The 18574-nt window shown below is 34.2% G+C and carries 17 protein-coding genes, 4 tRNA genes, 1 rRNA gene and 1 pseudogene; 10 read left to right on the top strand and 13 right to left on the bottom strand.

Annotation, left to right across the window (positions count from 1 at the left end; all coding sequences use genetic code 11):
- Positions 1 to 58 precede the first annotated feature (58 nt).
- Positions 59 to 1309 carry a serine--tRNA ligase gene (gene serS, locus DZ65_RS0108610; RefSeq protein ID WP_024791577.1) on the bottom strand — a complete coding sequence of 417 codons (1251 nt, stop codon included), beginning with the start codon at positions 1307 to 1309 and terminating at the stop codon, positions 59 to 61.
- Positions 1310 to 1377: 68 nt separating this feature from the next.
- On the opposite strand from serS, the gene DZ65_RS0108605 reads away from it, so the two are divergent.
- The 6 genes and pseudogenes from DZ65_RS0108605 (at position 1378) to DZ65_RS0108580 (ending at position 6771) form a co-directional block, all read left to right on the top strand.
- On the top strand, positions 1378 to 2517 hold the full coding sequence (locus DZ65_RS0108605; RefSeq protein ID WP_024791576.1) for an ABC transporter substrate-binding protein: 1140 nt from the start codon (positions 1378 to 1380) through the stop codon (positions 2515 to 2517).
- Between the two features lie 77 nt (positions 2518 to 2594).
- The gene (locus DZ65_RS10465; protein ID WP_024791575.1) at positions 2595 to 3254 is read left to right on the top strand and encodes a GGDEF domain-containing protein; all 660 of its coding nucleotides are present in this window, start codon (positions 2595 to 2597) and stop codon (positions 3252 to 3254) included.
- 9 nt (positions 3255 to 3263) lie between these two features.
- Complete coding sequence (locus DZ65_RS0108595) at positions 3264 to 4178, top strand: branched-chain amino acid ABC transporter permease (RefSeq protein ID WP_024791574.1); 915 nt, start codon at positions 3264 to 3266, stop codon at positions 4176 to 4178.
- Positions 4179 to 4221: 43 nt separating this feature from the next.
- Positions 4222 to 5225 (top strand): annotated as a pseudogene (locus DZ65_RS11560) (branched-chain amino acid ABC transporter permease).
- On the top strand, positions 5222 to 6001 hold the full coding sequence (locus tag DZ65_RS0108585) for a thiazole synthase (RefSeq protein ID WP_024790306.1): 780 nt from the start codon (positions 5222 to 5224) through the stop codon (positions 5999 to 6001). Before DZ65_RS11560 ends, DZ65_RS0108585 begins: the two are co-directional and overlap by 4 nt.
- Entirely contained in the window at positions 5998 to 6771 is a 774-nt protein-coding gene (locus DZ65_RS0108580) for a S9 family peptidase (RefSeq protein ID WP_024791573.1), read from the top strand. The genes DZ65_RS0108585 and DZ65_RS0108580 overlap by 4 nt, the downstream gene beginning before the upstream one ends.
- Positions 6772 to 6775: 4 nt before the next feature.
- On the opposite strand, the gene DZ65_RS0108575 is transcribed toward DZ65_RS0108580, so the two are convergent.
- From DZ65_RS0108575 to DZ65_RS0108525, 11 genes are all read right to left on the bottom strand, one after another.
- Positions 6776 to 8893 carry a glycosyltransferase gene (locus tag DZ65_RS0108575; RefSeq protein WP_024791572.1) on the bottom strand — a complete coding sequence of 706 codons (2118 nt, stop codon included), beginning with the start codon at positions 8891 to 8893 and terminating at the stop codon, positions 6776 to 6778.
- A gap of 149 nt (positions 8894 to 9042) precedes the next feature.
- Positions 9043 to 9132 (bottom strand) — tRNA-Ser (locus tag DZ65_RS0108570).
- A gap of 40 nt (positions 9133 to 9172) precedes the next feature.
- A tRNA-Leu gene (locus DZ65_RS0108565) sits at positions 9173 to 9260 on the bottom strand.
- A 43-nt stretch (positions 9261 to 9303) separates the two neighbouring features.
- Positions 9304 to 9378, bottom strand: a tRNA-Cys gene (locus DZ65_RS0108560).
- A gap of 4 nt (positions 9379 to 9382) precedes the next feature.
- A tRNA-Gly gene (locus tag DZ65_RS0108555) sits at positions 9383 to 9459 on the bottom strand.
- A gap of 47 nt (positions 9460 to 9506) precedes the next feature.
- Positions 9507 to 11081 (bottom strand): phosphoenolpyruvate carboxykinase (ATP), encoded by a 1575-nt coding sequence (gene pckA / locus DZ65_RS0108550; RefSeq protein ID WP_024791571.1) that lies wholly within the window; start codon positions 11079 to 11081, stop codon positions 9507 to 9509.
- Between the two features lie 68 nt (positions 11082 to 11149).
- A complete protein-coding gene (locus tag DZ65_RS0108545; protein ID WP_024788211.1) occupies positions 11150 to 11362 on the bottom strand; it encodes a hypothetical protein in 213 nt (70 codons plus the stop codon).
- 9 nt (positions 11363 to 11371) lie between these two features.
- Positions 11372 to 12568, bottom strand: a complete 1197-nt coding sequence (locus tag DZ65_RS0108540; RefSeq protein WP_024788210.1) for a cytochrome d ubiquinol oxidase subunit II — start codon at positions 12566 to 12568, stop codon at positions 11372 to 11374.
- The gene (locus DZ65_RS0108535; protein ID WP_024788209.1) at positions 12568 to 14139 is read right to left on the bottom strand and encodes a cytochrome ubiquinol oxidase subunit I; all 1572 of its coding nucleotides are present in this window, start codon (positions 14137 to 14139) and stop codon (positions 12568 to 12570) included. Before DZ65_RS0108535 ends, DZ65_RS0108540 begins: the two co-directional genes overlap by 1 nt.
- A 1-nt stretch (position 14140) precedes the next feature.
- A complete protein-coding gene (locus tag DZ65_RS0108530) occupies positions 14141 to 14368 on the bottom strand; it encodes a DUF4492 domain-containing protein (RefSeq protein ID WP_024788208.1) in 228 nt (75 codons plus the stop codon).
- 170 nt (positions 14369 to 14538) lie between these two features.
- Positions 14539 to 14925, bottom strand: a complete 387-nt coding sequence (locus tag DZ65_RS0108525) for a class II SORL domain-containing protein (RefSeq protein ID WP_024791570.1) — start codon at positions 14923 to 14925, stop codon at positions 14539 to 14541.
- 104 nt (positions 14926 to 15029) lie between these two features.
- On the opposite strand from DZ65_RS0108525, the gene rnhA reads away from it, so the two are divergent.
- Genes rnhA through aroC form a run of 4 tightly spaced genes read left to right on the top strand, consistent with a single transcriptional unit; the run spans position 15030 to position 18004 of the window.
- Positions 15030 to 15452 (top strand): ribonuclease HI, encoded by a 423-nt coding sequence (rnhA, locus tag DZ65_RS0108520; RefSeq protein WP_024791569.1) that lies wholly within the window; start codon positions 15030 to 15032, stop codon positions 15450 to 15452.
- A complete protein-coding gene (locus DZ65_RS0108515) occupies positions 15452 to 16261 on the top strand; it encodes an HDOD domain-containing protein (protein ID WP_024791568.1) in 810 nt (269 codons plus the stop codon). Before rnhA ends, DZ65_RS0108515 begins: the two co-directional genes overlap by 1 nt.
- On the top strand, positions 16218 to 16898 hold the full coding sequence (rnc, locus tag DZ65_RS0108510; protein ID WP_024791567.1) for a ribonuclease III: 681 nt from the start codon (positions 16218 to 16220) through the stop codon (positions 16896 to 16898). The genes DZ65_RS0108515 and rnc overlap by 44 nt, the downstream gene beginning before the upstream one ends.
- Before the next feature lie 32 nt (positions 16899 to 16930).
- Positions 16931 to 18004, top strand: a complete 1074-nt coding sequence (gene aroC / locus DZ65_RS0108505) for a chorismate synthase (RefSeq protein WP_024791566.1) — start codon at positions 16931 to 16933, stop codon at positions 18002 to 18004.
- A 132-nt stretch (positions 18005 to 18136) separates the two neighbouring features.
- On the opposite strand, the gene DZ65_RS0108500 is transcribed toward aroC, so the two are convergent.
- Positions 18137 to 18574, bottom strand: a 23S ribosomal RNA gene (locus DZ65_RS0108500); the annotation flags it as partial.

Raw genomic sequence — 18574 nt, 5'->3', positions numbered from 1 at the left:
TGTTAGATGTTGAATTTTAATTATTGCATTCATAATTCATCATTCAACATTCATAATTTTATAAATATCTTCTTAACGCTTCAGGAATTTCAATTGTTCCATCTTTTCTTTGATAATTTTCCATAATAGCTACAAGCGTTCTGCCGACCGCTAAAGAGCTTCCGTTAAGTGTATGAACAAGGCGATTTTTTTTACCGTCTTTAAATCTTATTTTTCCGCGTCTGGCCTGAAAATCCCTGGTATTGGAAACAGAACTTATTTCCCTGTATCTGTTTTGAGATGGAATCCATACTTCCAAATCAATTGTTTTCGCAGCACTAAAGCCCAAATCCCCTGTGCATAACATTACCTGCCTGTAAGGCAAATTTAATTTCTCAAGGGCCCTGCTTGCACATTCAACCATTTCCTCAAACATTTTATCGCTCTCTTCCGGACGGGTAATGGCTACGAGTTCCACCTTGTCAAACTGATGCTGACGGATAATTCCTTTTGTATCTTTCCCGTAACTTCCGGCTTCTTTTCTAAAACACGGCGTATATGCCGTAAGTTTTACTGATTTGCTTAAATCCTCAATTATTTCATCTCTGAAAAGATTAGTTAAAGGCACTTCGGCCGTTGGTATTAAATAAAGCTCTTCCCCCTCTATTTTAAATAGATCCTCTTCAAATTTTGGAAGCTGACCCGTGGCCGTCATAGTCTCCCTGTTTACAATAAAAGGAACATAAACTTCTTCGAATCCGTATTCCCTGTTATGCTCTATTAAGAAGTTAATCAAAGCCCTCTCAAGTCTTGCCGCATCGCTCTTTAACACAGTAAAACGGCTTTTGGCAAGTTTCACGCCCTTTTTAAAATCCAGCCAGTTTAGCTTTTCTCCAAGTTCGTCATGGGGCTTTATTTCAAAATCAAACTCCGGAATTTTGCCCCATCTTTTTATTTCTACATTATCATTTTCGTCTTTTCCTACAGGAACATCATCATCCGGGATATTGGGAATATTTAATGCTTTATTTTCCAATTCAGTCTCTATCTGTTTGGATGTTGTATTTAATTTTTCTATTTCTTCTTTTAATGCGGCCACTTCTTTTTTTAAATTCTCAGCTTCTTCTTTTTTACCCTCTTTTACAAGATTTCCAATCTGCTTTGAAAGGATGTTTCTTTTTTCAAATAATTTATCAAGCCTGGTTTTTAATTCTTTCTTTTTGGAAAAAAGTTGTTTAATTTCTTTTAATAGATTTTCATTAATTCCCTTTAATTTAAGTTTTTTAGTAACATTTTCAAAATCCCTCTCAAGTAATTTTAAATCTATCATTAAATTCCTTTGTCATTAAAATGTTATTTTGGTATAATTTAGAGAATTTTAACATAAAAGGAGGATAAATGAAAAAAGTAATCGCTATCGGACTCAGTGCATTAGTTGCTTCGACATTATTTGCAAAAGAAATCAAAGTAGGTGTTCTTCAACCTTTAACAGGACCTATTGCATCATTTGGACAAAAAACACTCGACGGAATTAAATTAATCCATTCAAAATATGCAACACTTCCAAACGGAGATACCATTAAACTGGTAATTGTTGACAATCAGTTCGACAAAGTTCAAACTGTTAACGGTTATAAAAGACTTGCCAGCGGAGAAAAAGTTGTAGCAATTGAAGGACCTTTGGCTTCATCCATGGCTCTTGCAGTTAAAAGATTTGCAGGGGCCACTAAAACTCCGACTGTAACACAAATTGCAACAAATCCAAGGGTTACAAAAGGGAGCAAATATCTTACACGTGCGTGTTTTACAGATGATTTCCAGGGAACTGTTGCGGCGAAATACGCCCTTAAACACGGTCTTAAAAATGCTGTAATCGTATTTGATATGAAACAGGATTATTCAGTAGGCCTTGCCAAAGCATTTGAAAAAGCTTATAAAAAAGACGGAGGAAAAATTCTTAAAAAACTATTTATAAATACTGGAGATAAGGATTTTAACGCTCAAGTTGCACAAATTAAAAGATTAAATCCACAGTTTATTTATACACCTATTTACGCGCCTGAGGAAGGATTGTTTCTAAGACAACTTAGAGCCGCCGGAGTAAAAGCTCCTGTAATGGGCGGGGACGGAATTGCAGATCCAGGACTACTTACAAAACTTGCTGGAAAAGCGGCAAACGGTGTAATGTATACTGACCATTTTGACGCAGCAAAAGCTCCAACTCCATTATCAGAACAATTTATTAAAGATTTTAAAGCTAAATACGGAAGACTTCCAAGTGCGTTTGCTGCAACCGGGGCCGACGGATATTTATTGATTTATAACGGAATTAAACAATGTGACACAAAAGCAAATACAAAAAATAACCTTCAATTTAAACAATGTGTAAACAATGCAATCAGACACACAAAACATCTTGAAGCAGTAACAGGATATCTTACAATCGACCCTAAAACCGGAAATCCAATTGACAAACCTGCTGTTGTAGAACAAATTGTAAACGGTAAAACAGTATTTAAAGAATTAGTACAGCCTTAATTAATTTTCTCCCCTTTGGGGATTAACAGTTAAAAAGTGCTTTATAAGCATTTTTTAACTGTTATATAAGGAAATAAATGAAAATAGATTATTCTAAGCCCATAGAAATAATGCCGGATATATACTGGGTAGGTTATTTGATACCAAACGATCCGTTTCAGTGCCAGACAGAATGCGGTTTGTATTTGATGGGAGATTATGAAAGCGATTTAAAAATATTAAATAAAGCAGATGAATTAATTAAAAAAATCTTTCACAATTTATTAACACAGTATGATTTAAATCTTATATTAAAAAGCTTTCTGTTTTATTTAAAACAAAACATACCCTCAATAGAGGAAATTGAAATCTGCGGTATTAACCCTGTCAAAAAAAATGAAGTATGCTTTAAAAAAGTAAATGACGCTTATGGGCACTTGACGGGTGATTGTATTTTAAAATCATTGGCAAAAGAAATGGAAAAAAATTTTAGACAAAGCGATTACGCTTTCAGATACGGAGGGGAAGAATTTTTAATTATAATGCCTTTTACAAAACAAAAAGACGCCTGTATAAAAATGGAAAAATTCAGAGAATTTATTGAAAATAAAAGTTTTTGCAAAAAAAATATAAAAATTACAATAAGTGGCGGAGTTGTTGAGTATAATTCCAACTATAAAATTAAGGATTTTATTGACAAAATAGATAAAAAATTATATATTGCAAAAAATTCCGGAAGAAATAAAATAATCTGTTAAAGGAAAAAAATGAGTTTAAGTTTTATATTGCAGCAAATAATAAACGGGTTTTCACTCGGAAGTATGTATGCCCTGATTGCAATAGGATATACACTGGTTTACGGAGTTTTAAGACTTATTAACTTCGCTCACGGTGACATTATGATGGTAGGTGCTTTTATGGCTTTTATTTTTTTCAAAATTATGGGACTTAATTTTTATGTGGCCGTAACTTTATCTATTATAGTAACTGCTATTGTTGGAATACTGACATATGTCAGTGCATACAAACCCCTTCTTGATAAGAATGCCCCTAAAATTTCACTCTTAATTACAGCGATTGGTATTTCTTTTTTCCTGGAATCCCTTTTTAATGTTATAGCCAATCAATATTTGGGAGGAACGTATCAGGCATTTTATTTTCCAAAATGGTTTTCTACAATATTACATATAAAAACATTAACAATTCCCGTGCTTACTTTAATTATTCCTATAATAACATTAATTTTATTATTGGTTGTTTTATATATTCTTTATAAAACAAAAATAGGTATCGCCATAAGAGCTTTGGCTTTTGATATAAATACGGTTAAATTAATGGGTGCAGATTCAAACAAAATTATTGCCTTTGTATTTGCTTTAGGTTCGGCTCTTGCGGCAATAGGGGGAATTTCTTATGCAATGGCTTATCCGAGTATTGATCCTTATATGGGAATGCTTGTAGGTCTTAAAGCGTTTGCCGCTGCGGTTGTAGGGGGAATCGGAAGCGTAACAGGTGCGGTAATTGGAGGATTTATTTTAGGTTTTGCCGAGATTGCAATTCCCGGTTTTTTTCCGGAACTCGGAGGATGGAAAGATGCATTTGCATTTATTTTTCTAATTTTTGTTTTATTATTTAAGCCTACGGGTATTATGGGAATTGATTTTGAAAGACAAAGGTTTTAGAAATGAAAAGTGTAAAATTAAAAGTTAAAAATGGAGTGAGAAAATGAATAATTTATCTCTTAGTAAATATTTTACTTTAATTGTTATAGTTACAGCTGTTTTTATCGGATTTTTATATATTTCTCCAAAAATATTCAGCGATTACACCACCACTGTTTTAGGGAATGTTTATATATTTATAATTTTAGCAGTCAGCTATAATTTAATAAACGGGGTTGCCGGCCAGTTTAGTTTGGAGCCAAACGGATTTGTGGCAATTGGTGCTTATGTTACGGCTTTGCTTATGCTGAGCCCCGATGTTAAAGCGGATATGTATATGATATAAAAGATATATATGTTCCAAATCCTTTTTTAGCTTTAGTTATAAGCGGTATAGTGCCCTTACCCTTGCATTTCCCGTTTTTAGGGTAAGAGGGGATTATTTGGCTATTGTAACACTTGGATTTGGATTCATTATTAGAATTTTTTTAATCAATAATCCGGAAATTTCAAACGGTTCAATGGGGCTCGATTCTATCCCCGGATTTGCAAGTTATTTTTGGATAGGGATTGTCTGTTTAATTACTGTTATTTTGGTATACAATATCGTTTATTCCAAACACGGACGTGCCATGAAAGCTGTAAGAGACGATGAAGATGCGGCACTTGCAATGGGAGTTAATACATTTAAAACAAAAACGCAGGCTTTTATGACAAGTGCCTTTTTTGAAGGTGTCGGCGGCGGGCTTTTGGCCAGTTCCATAGGTTCAATAAGCCCTGATCAATTTACATTTATGCTGACATTCCAACTATTGATTATTATTGTTTTGGGCGGACTTGGAAGTATGAGTGGTGCGATACTCGGAACATTGCTTATTTTTAGGTAGCATGGAATTTTTAAGACCTCTTGACGATAGCACATGGAGCATTGCAGGAATCCACGGTATTCCTGGTCTTAGAATGGTTGTGTTTAGTTTAATTTTACTTTTAATTATGCTTTTTGCCAGAAGAGGTATTATGGGAAATAAGGAAATCTGGGATTATATTAAAATAAGGAGAAATAAATGAGTGATATTTTGAAAATCGGTAAATATGAATTTACAAGCAGACTTATAGTCGGAAGCGGGAAATACCCGGACTTTAAAACAACAAGGGACGCCACACTTGCAAGCGGTGCCGAAATGATAACCGTAGCTGTCAGAAGGGTTAACATTCTTGATTCTAATGAAGAAAATCTAATGGATTATTTCAGAGACACCGATGTAAAAATTCTGCCAAATTCTGCAGGATGTACAAAAGCCGATGAGGCGATAACTCTTTTCAGACTGGTAAAAGAGGCCCTCGGAATCGATTTGATTAAATTGGAAATAATAGGGGATACAGCAAAAACACTCTATCCTGATGTTATGGAAACACTTAAGGCATGCGAAACATTGGCAAAAGAAGATTTTACCATTATGGCATATACAAATGACGACCCTATTATGGCCAAAAGACTTGAAAATGCGGGAGCTGCGGCCGTAATGCCTCTTGCCGCACCCATAGGAAGCGGCCTTGGTATTCAAAACAGATATAATGTGGTATTTATTAAAGATGCTGTAAATGTACCTGTAATTGTGGATGCCGGGATAGGAACTGCAAGCGATGCGGCAGTTGCAATGGAACTTGGAGCCGACGGAGTATTGACAAATACCGCCATAGCCAAGGCTTCTAATCCTATTGCAATGGCAGAAGCTATGAAACATGCGGTAATGGCAGGCAGAATGGCTTACAAGGCAGGCAGAATTCCTAAAAAACCTTATGCAACAGCTTCTTCACCACTTGAAGGACTTATAGAATTTTGAAACTTGTCAAATTAATCTTTATTTTTTTTCTTCTTTTTTTCTTTCTTTATTTAGCAGCATGTATTTATTTATACCTGATTCAGGATAAAAAAATTTTCAATAAAAAATGGGCAAAGCCCTACGTTCCAAAAATAGCTAAAAAAATATATTATAAAACAAGCGATGGACTCAAACTTGAAGGAGCAATGACAAAAAATGGGGAAAATCTCCCTTTAGTTCTATATTTCAGCGGTAATGCAAACAATGCAATAGAATTTTTAGATAAAATAGCCCCAAAAATAAAAAATTTTAACTTTTTAGGTTTTAATTATCCGGGATATGCAGGCAGCGTTGGAAAGCCTTGTGAAAAATGCATTGAAAAATACGCCCTTGAAATATTCGATAAATATAAACCGGATATTTTAATAGGCAGAAGTCTGGGAAGCGCGGTTGCGAGTTATGTAGCCGGCAAAAGAAAGGTTAAAAAAGTTTTATTAATTACACCTTTTAGTTCTATCGGATGTATAGCAAAAATGGAATATCCTTTTTTCCCGGTGTCTTTCCTTTTAAAATACAAATTTAATGAAGCAAAATTTATTTCAAACGCAAATATTCCTGTTAGTATTATTGCTTTGAAAAATGATGATAAAATTCCACAAAAATGTTTAAATATTCTTATTAAAAAGATTAAAAATCTTAAAAACATTTATTGCCTTGATAAGGTAAAACACGGGAATATATATAACTATCCCAATATTGAAAATATTATTTACAAAGCGTTGTCACAATAATAATTTACTGCTTTAAAAAACTTATTTTCCAAAAATTAATTTTTGGAGGAGCTTTTTTAAATTTAAAAAATTTTTTGAGATCATTTGCCAAAGCTTTATAATAAACATAATGATGAGAATTATAAAAATGAGCATTTTTATTTTCAAAATCACTGCGTAAATTTTCAAAATAAACACGGGGGTCACCGTAATATACCACTAAGTGTTTAGAAATTGACATTTCAAGAAAATCTTTTGAATTGCTTACTATACGAGTTAAAGAGCGTATGGGCTGTTTCAATGAAAGAGGAAAACGGCAATAGTTATAATCGGCATTAGCTCCAGGAACCATATGATAAGCCACAAGTTCTGTTTTTAAAGAGGTATTGGATTCAAAAATTTTTTTGGCTTTTTCAAATGAATCCAGAGGCATTGAAGGTAATTTAAATTTTTCATAAATGTTTGATTCTCCGTAACCTCCGGCCTGAAGAATCCTATCAACAACATCGGCACAGTTAAATTTTGTTTTATCCCATTTTATAATTCCATTTTTAAAATCATTTTCAATACGATAAATTTCTGCTATCATAGCTGTTAAATTCTGTGCGGGAACGCCGGCTACACGAAGGCCTATTGTCTCCCTTCCATAAGCCATACCGTATGTGTTGGTATGTATTTGTGAAGGAGACGGCGGCTTTACCCCATAAAGATAATCCGCAAGACTTAAATGTTGTAAAAAATTGGAATCAACAGAAGGGTTTGCAATATAATTTGCACTGTAAACAGTTTTATCTATGCGAATAGCAATGTGTCCGAATGGATTTTCCCAAATAATTCGCTGCGGAGACTGGGAAGTAGCATATGATAAAAGCAATTCAACTTCAGCCGGAGAATTGGCATCAAGCTGTGATAAAGCATCATTGACATTAATAACCGACTTGCCATTTTCAGCACCAAAATCTCCCGGTAAAGAACATGTAATAAAATTATCATTAAGCGCAAACCTGACAATATGCTCGATTTTAAAATTTTCTTTAAATTTTTTCTGCGCTCTGCAGATAGCTTCTTTCTCCGCAGGGTTAAACAAAAATGTCTGCAGCAGTTCGGCAGCCTGATTTGTATTGGAGGCAAGCTTGGCAACTCCAAGCCTGGCAAAAAAAGAAGCGTTTTCCCTTTCATGCCCGCTGAGTATATTTAAAAGAATAGTGGGAACGCCTATAGAAAATGCTTCCACAGGTGTTAACCCTCCGGCTTTAGTTATTAAAACATCGGCTATATTCATTAAAGAGAGCAAATCATCATGCGTAAATAAAGAAAAAATTTTCAGTTTTACATTATCCGGCAGATTTTTTTTTAACGTTTTAAGCAAAAACTGCTGTTTTTTATTTTTTCCACAAACAGCGACAATTTGCAGCGCTCCTTTATAATGTGCCACAATATCTTTAACCAAAACGGCATAATTTCCAACCCCTTCTTTTCCGGAAGTTATTAATACTATTGGTATATCCTCTGCCAAATTATATTTGTCTAAAGTTGTTTTTTGATCTTTATACTCATATTCAGACACATATACGGGCATACCGGTTGTAATAATTTTTTCAGAAGGAACGCCTGCCGAAAGCCACATTTTATACAGTTCACTGTGTGCAAGAAACGTCTGATCTATCCGTTTGGAAATTCTTGGAAAATAACCTTGAAAAAAATCAGTGTGAAGCCATCCTATTTTAATGTTTTTTAATTTACCTTTTTCTCTTAAGTTACCAAGAACCTGTGCCGCTCCGTAATGCGTGGATAAAATTACATCCGGATGTTGGGATTGTATAAATTCAAAAACCTTTTCATCGGGATAATCATTTGGCAATAAAGCAAGTGAAGGAACACTGTTACCTCGCATTTGAATTTCTTGAAAAAGAACATCAAACAACTCCGGACAGTTTCCGGCCACGAGCCAATAAAGCTTTTCATCAATTTTACGCCACAATGGATTCATAAAATCACGAATATCTTTCAAAACAATAACAGCATAGGGATTATGTTTATGTATCTCTTTTTTAATAGCCTGAGCCGCGCTAATATGTCCATAACCGATAGATGAATAAAAAATAATTATTTTTTTATTCTTTTTTTCTAAATGAATATTCATTTTTTAAAGCTCCGTTAATTTTTTAAATTTTTAAAAAAATTATTTAAATAAAAAACAATTGAATATTAAGATTTGAATATATTATACCATATCTAAATTAATTACTGATAAAATATTTTTTGAAGAAAGACAAAGTATAAAATTAACAGTGGCGGAGAGGGTGGGATTCGAACCCACGGAACGGTTGCCCGTTCAACGGCTTTCAAGGCCGCCGGTTTCAACCACTCACCCACCTCTCCAATAAATCAAAACAAATAATTTTAAATATTTGATTGACGGTGGTGCCCGGGGCCGGACTTGAACCGGCACGGGAAAAACTCCCGAGGGATTTTAAGTCCCTTGCGTCTACCATTTCCGCCACCCGGGCAAATGTGAAAGGAATTATAATTAAAATATATACCTATGTCAAGTGGAGGCGCCACCCGGATTCGAACCGGGGATCAGGGCTTTGCAGGCCCCCGCCTTAGCCACTTGGCTATGGCGCCTTACTGGAGCGGGCTACGGGACTCGAACCCGCGGCCTCCACCTTGGCAAGGTGGCGCTCTAGCCAACTGAGCTAAGCCCGCTTAAGGAATAGAATTATATAAAAAAATAGTGAAAAAAGCAAGAAGAATTAAAGTTTAGGACCTGCTTTTTCGTATTCTTTTCCTTCTTTTACATCTTCATATCTTTTAAAATTTTCGATAAACATATTTGCAAGTTTTTTTAATTGCTCATCATAGGCTTTTTTATCTGCCCATGTGTTTCTCGGATTAAGAACTTTTGTATTAACTCCCGCTAATTCTTTTGGCATAGCTAAATTAAATACTGGTAAAATTTCAAATTCAGCCATTTTTATACTTCCGTCAAGAATTGCATTAATACATGCTCTTGTGTCTTTAATGCTCATTCTTTTTCCAACACCATACGGACCGCCTGTCCATCCTGTGTTTACTAAATATACATTTACTCCGTGTTTGTCAATTTTTTCTCCAAGTAGTTTTGCGTATACTGTTGGATGAAGAGGTAAAAACGGCTCACCAAAACATGCACTGAATGTTGCAACCGGTTCTGTAATACCTCTTTCTGTCCCTGCCACTTTTGCAGTATATCCGCTTAAAAAATAATACATTGCCTGTTCTTTTGTAAGTTTAGAAACCGGAGGCAATACTCCAAAAGCATCGGCACTTAAGAATATTATATTTTTAGGGTGTCCCCCTGTTAGGGTACATTCATGATTTTCAATATGTTCTATCGGATAACTGACCCTTGTATTTTCTGTTTTTGATGCGTCGGTAAAATCCACTTCCCCCTCTTCATTTATTACTACATTTTCCAAAAGGGCATTTCTTCTTATTGCATTATAAATTTCAGGCTCGCTTTCTTTGTCAAGATTTATTACTTTTGCATAGCATCCACCTTCGAAATTAAATACACCTTCATCATCCCATCCATGTTCGTCATCACCTATAAGTTTTCTGTTTGGATCAGTTGAAAGTGTGGTTTTTCCCGTTCCTGAAAGACCGAAAAACAATGCCACATCACCTTTTTTACCTACGTTAGCAGAACAGTGCATTGAGAGTTTACCTTCAAGCGGAAGCCAGTAATTCATCATAGTAAAAATACCTTTTTTAAGCTCGCCCCCATACAAAGTGCCCGTCATTACAGCTGTATTTTCTTCTACATTAAATGCAACAAAAATATCACTGTTTAAACCGTCTTCTTTCCATTTTGGATATCTTGCTTCCCCTGCAACCAAAAAAGTAAAATCCGGTTTAAAATTTTTAAATTCTTCTTCACTCGGTAAAATAAACATATTCATTACAAAATGTGCCTGCCATGCTATAGGAGTTATAAATCTTATTGCTCTTCTGCTGTTTTTGCTGGCTCCTACAAATACATCAACAACATACAATTCATCTTTTTTTGATAATTCTTCTTTTGTAAATGCTTCCAATTTTCTAAATGTTTCAAGAGTTATAGGATGATTTATTTCCCCCCATGCTATATATTTTTCACTTGGAGATTGTTTTACAAAAAACTTGTCTTCGGGGCTTCTTCCTGTAAATTCACCTGTATCAACTGCTGTTGCCCCGCTTTTGGTTATTACAACTTCACCTTTTTTTAAAGTATCTTCAATGATTTTATCATAACTTGGATTGTGAATAATGTTTTGGGCTGTAATACCCAAATCGTCTAAATTTAACATAACATTCTCCTAATCTAATGTGGTTTTTGGAGTATTATTATAACAAAAATGAAGAAAAAAAGAGGAGATTAAAGGTCTTTTTCAAGACCTGTTTTTTTAAGTGTAAATTCTATAAATTTGTAAGCAATTATAATCAATACAGGCCACATGAAAAATAAGATAACTCCCCATGTCGTATTAATCTGTTGTGCTTCCGGATTAATCCCGTTTGGCAACAATTTATCAGAAGCGAAAAGGAAACTTCCGAAGAAAATTGTTATTAATGTTAAAAATTTTTTCATATCCACTCCTTAATATGCATGTGATTCAGAATCATTAATTTCTTCAACACTGACAGGTCCGCCTTTTTTCATCTGATACCAGACATAAACAATATATGCCAATACTATTGGCACAGCAACGCTAACCCATGCCATAACTTCAAGAGTATATTTACTTCCTGAACTGTTTTGAATAGTTAAGCTGCTTTGTAAATCAGCATAGCTTGGATAAAATGGAGTTCCGTTAAGTCCTGCTATAACAAAGACAATAATTCCGATTAATACAATTCCAAGTCCTGCTGGCCAGATACCTTTTGTTGAACCTTTGATTCCTTGGAAAATTCCAATAACAAAAAGAACTACTCCAACTAAGAATAAAATTAAAGGAATTGCTGCAAATGCAAGTAAATTTTGCAAATATTTGCCATCAACCAATGTCACTTTTCCGGCTGGATCATGGATATTATAAGAATATCCTTTCATTGTCAACAAACCGTAAAGTACTATTAATAGGGCAATCAACAATACAACAAAACATCTTTTTAAAACTGCTCTTAATCTTTCATGAACTGCTGAAAATTCATTTTGGTCTAAATCATTCATGAGCCATAAAGCACCTAAAATTCTAGCGGCACTAAATGCTAACACACCAAATGCCAAGTTAAACCAAGCTCCGTGACCAAAATCTATAGCAGCTTCAAGCCCTCTTAAATTAAATCCGTTGGCTGCTGTTCCCCAATGTAACACTCTTGTTACAGGATCATAAGTAAAATTACTTCCTGTAAAAAATGTTCCGACAGCAGCACCAATTAGAATCATACCGACTATACCGTTTACATATAAAAAGAATTTATATGTATTTTTACCAATTAAGTTATTGGGTTTATTCATATATTCATATGATACCGCCTGAAATACAAATGTAAATAAAATTAACATCCATACCCAGTATGCACCACCAAATGATACAGAATAAAATAATGGAAATGCCGCATACAACGCACCACCAAATAATACAAGAGTAGTAAATGTAAGCTCCCATTTTCTACCAAGGGAGTTTACAATACCTCTTTCTTCCATTTCATCTTTTGCAACATGCATTAGACTTTGTCCACCTTGAACAAATGTCATAAATAAAAAAAGTCCTCCTAAAACCGCGACAATTATCCAGAAATATACCTGAAGATAAAAATGTGTCGCGTCCACTGTAATTGGTGCCCAAGTCATCAGTGCGCTCCTTTTGGTCCGATTTTTACGACCGTAAATAGGATTTTAAGTTCAGCAATACCTAAAATTACAAATGCACTTAAGAATAAGAAAAATGTTGCCTGAACATTTTGCAATGCAATCGGTGTTACTGAAATTTTTGTCGGAAGCAATCCGAATACTGTCCAAGGTTGTCTTCCAAGTTCTGCTGTCATCCAACCAAAGCTTGTTGCAATCCATGGAAGTGGAACTGATAAAACTGCAAGTTTTTGTAGTACTGCACTGTTTTCAAATGTTCCTTTTGTAACTGCAATATATGCCCATGCAAATAAAATTATAAACCAGAATCCTAAAGTAACCATAATATGGAATGCATAAAATACTGGTGGTACTGGGGGATACAGTTTAGTTGGATCATCAAGATATCCGTAACCCATTAAATCTGCTTTTGTAACTGTCCATCCGTCAACTGTGGTAACCGGAGCATAAAAATCTCTTTTTGCTGCTTCCATTGCCGCAGCATCACCTTTGGCTTTTGCCACGTGATATGCTTTCAAATCTTCAATAGCTTCTTTACCAACTTGATGTAATTTGGCAAATGACCAAATACCGTATTTATCATTTCCATTTACTAAATCTCTAAGTCCAGGAATATAAGCATTTGGATTTCTTTTTCCAAGAAGTGATAATAATCCTGGAATTTCAATTTTAAAACTCCATGCCTCATCATTTGATTTAACATTTCTTGCATCTAAATCTTTTGGAAATCCAAAAGCCACTATTGGTGCACCCTTTTCACCTACATAAAGCCCTTCTGCTGAAGCTATTTTTGTAGGTTGTGTATTTGTAACTTCATAAGCATGTTCATCACCTATAACTACAGTGAAAATAGAAACGATTAAACCGAATGCAGCCGCTACCGCAGCTGATTTTTTAGCAAATTCTACATGTTTTTTTCTAAGCAGATAAAGTGAAGATATACCAAGTACAAATACCGCTGCCAATGTATAACTGGCACTAATAGTATGTAAAAATTTAACCTGTGCAACCGGTTGGGTAATCAATGCCCAGAAATTTTGCATTTCCGCTCTTGCGTTGTCAATAGAAAATCTTAAAAACGCACTGCTTGGATGTTGCATAAATCCGTTTGCAATTAGTATCCAAAGCGCTGAAAGGTTTGAACCAATTGCAAGCAGCCAAGATGCACTTAAATGAACACCTTTACTGACTCTTTTCCATCCGAAAAATGCTATTGCCGCAAAAGTCGCTTCCATAAAGAATGCAACAATACCTTCAACTGCAAGAGGTGCTCCAAACAAGTCACCTACAACCCATGAATACGTAGACCAGTTTGTCCCAAATTCAAATTCGTGAATAATACCTGTTGCTAAACCTATGGCAAAGTTAATACCAAATATCAATTGCCAAAACTGTGTAATGTTTTTCCACTCTTCTTTTCCGGTTTTTACATAGATAGTTTCAAAAAATGCCACTAAAAACGACATTCCTAATGTAAATGGAACGAAAAAGAAGTGAAACAACGCTGTCATTGCAAATTGGGCTCTTGCCCATTCTAGCATTGCATAATCCATTCTATTCCTCCTTTTTATGGTTCGTTGTGATTTTTGTAAGTTGTTTAACGTAAAGCTGTGCTTTTGCTTTTTCCCCTTTTACCTGCGAATTGATTGTCGGGAAAAAGAAAACTTTCAGCACTACAAAAATCACAACAAGTTTAATAATAACGATAACCCAGATTTTTTTACCCAGGTCGGACAGGTTTTTAAACCCGTCAATGTAAAAAAACAAGATGCGTTTAAACATAAGCCCTCCTTCGAGGCTAATAAAAATTATAAATCAAAAATTAAATTGTGTCAATAGTTTTTAATAAAAAATTAATAAAAAAACAGAATAAAAATACTCTTTTTATACATATGAAGATTCATTTATATATAATTTGGCCATTTTTTATACAGGAAAGAAAAAAGGGAGAATTATTCGCTAACGATTACTTCCTTAGTTTCACTCTCCCAAAGTCCATGTTTTGTACAGTAAGACATAGCTGTAAGTTTAAGTTTAGATTTTTTAGGAATAATATAAAAATCTACTTCCACTTGGCTTTTTTCATTTCCAAGAGTACCTGGAGTAAATGTAGCTTGTCCAAGTAGTGTTTCACCATCCCATAATTGCACATATGCAATATAATGGTCAAAATCATCTGGATGAGAATATTCATTTCCGACTTTTACTTTAACTTTAAATTTTTCACCTTTTTTTGCTGTGTCTTCACAATGAATAAATGGTGAGTGTCTGTCTATATAATCTCTTTTTGCTTCTCTGTCAATTTGAGAAATATCTTCGTATCTGTTAATTTTTGGCATTTTGCCCTCCTTTTGTTAAAATTTGTAATATATTATAGCACAAAAAATAAAAAAAGACAAAATCAGTATTTTATTAATAGAAAAAAATTATTAAAGGCTACTAAATGAAACAAATAGATGTTTTTACAGACGGAAGTTCTCTTGGTAATCCGGGACCTGGAGGATGGTGTGCCATTTTAAGGTATAAAAATTATGAAAAAATAATAAGCGGAGGAGAAGATTATACAACTAATAATAAAATGGAGCTTATGGCAGTAATTGAGGCATTAAAACAATTAAAAAAACCATGCATTATAAATTTATATTCCGATTCAACATATGTATTAAAAGGAATAAACGAATGGTTGGAAAACTGGATTAAAAAAAATTTTAAAAATGTGAAAAACAAAGAAATGTGGCAGGAATTATATAAATTAAAAAAATTACACACAATCAACATAAACTGGATAAAAGGGCATTCAGGCCACAAGGAAAACGAAATTTGTGATAAAATTGCAAAAGAGGAAGCACAAAAAAGGAAAAATTAATGCTTATAAGCAAAAATGACATTGAAAAATATTTACAAAATATTCCTCCCATTCCAAAATATGCGCTTGAATGTTTGAATGCTTTAAAAGAAGGCAATATAAAAAAAGCGGCAAATGATGCTCAAAAAGATTTGGTTTTAAAAAAACAGATAGAAAAAATAGTAAATTCAGCAGCTTTTTCCTTAAGAAAAGAAGTTAAAGACACATTACAGTTATTTACTCTTTTAGGAATTGAAAATATTAGGGCAATTGTATATTCATATTTAGTATCCCTTCTTATGCCTAAAAATTGGGAAATATTTAAAATTGATTTTACCGATTTTCAAAAAGAATTTTTAAATTCTTATAAAGAATTTGTCTCATTAGAATTTGGAGAAACCATATACAAAAAATATGCTGAAATCGGTGCAATAATCCCTGCAAGTGTTTGCGTATGCGATAGTTTACTTGGCGAAAAAAAAGAGAAATTAAATATTATTTTAAATTCAGCTCCTTTAGAATATGGAACACTTCTTAAAAGATTAACAGGTGAGAGTCTTTTTGGTATTGCAGCCAAAATTGCTGAAATATGGGATTTAGAAAAAGAAAAATGTGAAATAATTAAAAAAAGCGAATGTGAAATATGTGATAATCCCTTTTCAGCTCTTAATCATTTTATATTTTTTTATTTAACAAGCAAACCGGCCTTTTTTGATTTAAATTCTTTAATAGAATTTAATCCAAAATGTGTTGATTATATTCCAAAAACTTATGAAAGGATAAGTAATGATAGCAAAAGATTTGCAAAAGAGTCTGGGATATCAGTTTAAAAATGAAAAATTGATAACCGAGGCTCTTACACACAGAAGTTACTCTAAAGATTTTAATAACGAAAGACTGGAATTTTTAGGTGATGCGGTTATGGATTTAATTGTCGGGGAATATCTTTTTTTTATCTTTCCCAAAGCTGAAGAAGGTATTTTATCAAAACTGAGGGCGGCGTTGGTAAATGAGGAATCTTTTACAAGATTAGCAAAAAAACTAAACTTGGGAAATTATCTTCTCCTTTCCAATGCTGAAGAAAACAACGAAGGAAGAGAGAAACCTTCAATCCTTTCAAGTGCATTTGAGGCACTCATCGGTGCATTGTATTTGGAAGCAGGCTTTGAGAAAACAAAAGAAATAGCCCTAAATTTATTAAAAAATGTTTATCCTACCATTACGCCTGAAGAACTTTTAAGAGATTATAAAACAAATTTACAGGAAATTACTCAGGCACATTTTGGAGAAGTACCGGAATATAGGGTTGTAAAAACTTCCGGGCCTGATCATAAAAAAGAATTCGAAATAGCAGTTTTTATTCAGGGTAAAAAATATGCAAGCGCAAAAGGTAAAAGTAAAAAAGTCGCCCAACAAGAAGGAGCTAAAAAAACTATTGATATTTTAAAAAAAGAACTTAATTTATAATTAATGATCAATAGTAAAAATAAAGGTGAAATATGTTTAACAGTTTTGGAGAAATTTTCAGATTTACAACTTTTGGAGAATCGCACGGAAAAGCAATAGGGGTTGTAATAGACGGAGTGCCGGCCGGAATCGATTTTGATGAAGAATTTTTAATAAATGAACTTAAAAGAAGAAGACCAGGGCAAAACAGATTTGCGACCCAAAGAAAAGAAGAGGATTTTCCGGAAGTTTTAAGCGGGATTTTTGAAGGAAAAACTACAGGAACTCCTATTGCAATAGTAATTTTTAATAAAAACGCTAAAAGTAACGATTATTCAAATATAAAAGATATTTTCCGTCCGGGGCACGCAGACTTTACTTATTTTAACAAATACGGAATAAGAGATTACAGAGGCGGTGGTAGAAGCTCTGCAAGGGAGACTGCCGCGAGGGTAGCAGCCGGAGCAGTAGCTAAAATGATTTTAAAAGAATTTGACATTGAAATTGAAGCAGGAATTATTGAAATAGGAGGAATTAGAGCAGAAGATGTTGATTTTAATTATTCAAAAAATTCTCCTATTTTAGCTTTAGATAAAGAAAAAGAAAAAATTTGGATGGATTTAATAGATGAAGCAAGAAAAAATCACGATTCCCTAGGAGGAGTTGTAAAACTTAGAATAAAAAATACTCCTATAGGACTTGGTGAACCGATTTATTATAAACTTGATAATATTTTAGCAAGCGCAATACTCAGCATTAATGCTGTAAAAGGAATTTATATTGGAAATATTAATTCACATAAATTAAAAGGCAGTAAAAATAATGATGAAATTAGTAAAAATGGGTTTTTAAGCAATAATTCTGGCGGAATTTTAGGCGGAATAAGCAACGGAGAAAATATTGAACTTGAAGTTTATTTTAAACCGACTCCATCAATTTTTCAAACACAAAAATCTATAGATATTAATGAAAATGAGGTTGAAGTAAATTTAAAAGGAAGACACGATCCAATCGTTGCAATCAGAGGTGCGGTAGTGACAGAATCTATGGTAGCATGTGTAGTTGCAGATATGTTAATGATTAATTCAATTAGGAGAATGGATAACCTTAAAAAAATTTATTATTAAATTTAAAAGATAAATTACAATAATTTTTTATAATTTCTACTTTTTTCTAAACTCTTTAGATACATTAAATCCGATACTAATAATAAACAGCTGTTAATTATATTTAGCTGTTAAAAGTCTTGTCTCACGTCCGCTTAAAAGCCATTCGGGTTATTAGTACTGGTCAGCTCAACCCCTCGCAGGGCTTACACCCCCAGCCTATCAAGCAGGTAGTCTTCCTGCACCCTCATGGGAAGGCTCATCTTGGAGTGGGCTTCCCGCTTAGATGCTTTCAGCGGTTATCCCTTCCGAGCTTGGCTACCCAGCGCTGCCCTTGGCAGGACAACTGGTACACCAGTGGCTCGTCCAACCCGGTCCTCTCGTACTAGGGTTAGCTCTCCTCAACCTTCCTGCGCCCACGGCAGATAGGGACCGAACTGTCTCACGACGTTCTGAACCCAGCTCGCGTACCGCTTTAAATGGCGAACAGCCATACCCTTGGGACCTGCTCCAGCCCCAGGATGCGATGAGCCGACATCGAGGTGCCAAACCTCCCCGTCGATGTGAGCTCTCGGGGGAGATCAGCCTGTT

Origin of the sequence: Lebetimonas sp. JS032, assembly GCF_000523315.1 — a bacterium.
Taxonomy (GTDB): domain Bacteria; phylum Campylobacterota; class Campylobacteria; order Campylobacterales; family Nautiliaceae; genus Lebetimonas.
The sequence above is the reverse complement of the archived record's forward strand: the minus strand, read 5'-3'. Positions and strand labels throughout refer to the sequence as shown.

Bases quoted from the DNA above. Each gene is read 5' to 3' on its own strand.
- serS (WP_024791577.1), bottom strand. From the start codon at position 1,309: ATGATAGATTTAAAATTACTTGAGAGGGATTTTGAAAATGTTACTAAA.
- DZ65_RS0108525 (WP_024791570.1), bottom strand. From the start codon at position 14,925: ATGCCAAAAATTAACAGATACGAAGATATTTCTCAAATTGACAGAGAA.
- DZ65_RS0108540 (WP_024788210.1), bottom strand. From the start codon at position 12,568: ATGACTTGGGCACCAATTACAGTGGACGCGACACATTTTTATCTTCAG.
- DZ65_RS0108605 (WP_024791576.1), top strand. From the start codon at position 1,378: ATGAAAAAAGTAATCGCTATCGGACTCAGTGCATTAGTTGCTTCGACA.
- rnc (WP_024791567.1), top strand. From the start codon at position 16,218: ATGATAGCAAAAGATTTGCAAAAGAGTCTGGGATATCAGTTTAAAAAT.
- DZ65_RS0108535 (WP_024788209.1), bottom strand. From the start codon at position 14,139: ATGGATTATGCAATGCTAGAATGGGCAAGAGCCCAATTTGCAATGACA.
- DZ65_RS0108585 (WP_024790306.1), top strand. From the start codon at position 5,222: ATGAGTGATATTTTGAAAATCGGTAAATATGAATTTACAAGCAGACTT.
- DZ65_RS10465 (WP_024791575.1), top strand. From the start codon at position 2,595: ATGAAAATAGATTATTCTAAGCCCATAGAAATAATGCCGGATATATAC.
- aroC (WP_024791566.1), top strand. From the start codon at position 16,931: ATGTTTAACAGTTTTGGAGAAATTTTCAGATTTACAACTTTTGGAGAA.
- rnhA (WP_024791569.1), top strand. From the start codon at position 15,030: ATGAAACAAATAGATGTTTTTACAGACGGAAGTTCTCTTGGTAATCCG.
- DZ65_RS0108575 (WP_024791572.1), bottom strand. From the start codon at position 8,893: ATGAATATTCATTTAGAAAAAAAGAATAAAAAAATAATTATTTTTTAT.
- DZ65_RS0108515 (WP_024791568.1), top strand. From the start codon at position 15,452: ATGCTTATAAGCAAAAATGACATTGAAAAATATTTACAAAATATTCCT.
- DZ65_RS0108530 (WP_024788208.1), bottom strand. From the start codon at position 14,368: ATGTTTAAACGCATCTTGTTTTTTTACATTGACGGGTTTAAAAACCTG.
- pckA (WP_024791571.1), bottom strand. From the start codon at position 11,081: ATGTTAAATTTAGACGATTTGGGTATTACAGCCCAAAACATTATTCAC.
- DZ65_RS0108595 (WP_024791574.1), top strand. From the start codon at position 3,264: ATGAGTTTAAGTTTTATATTGCAGCAAATAATAAACGGGTTTTCACTC.
- DZ65_RS0108545 (WP_024788211.1), bottom strand. From the start codon at position 11,362: ATGAAAAAATTTTTAACATTAATAACAATTTTCTTCGGAAGTTTCCTT.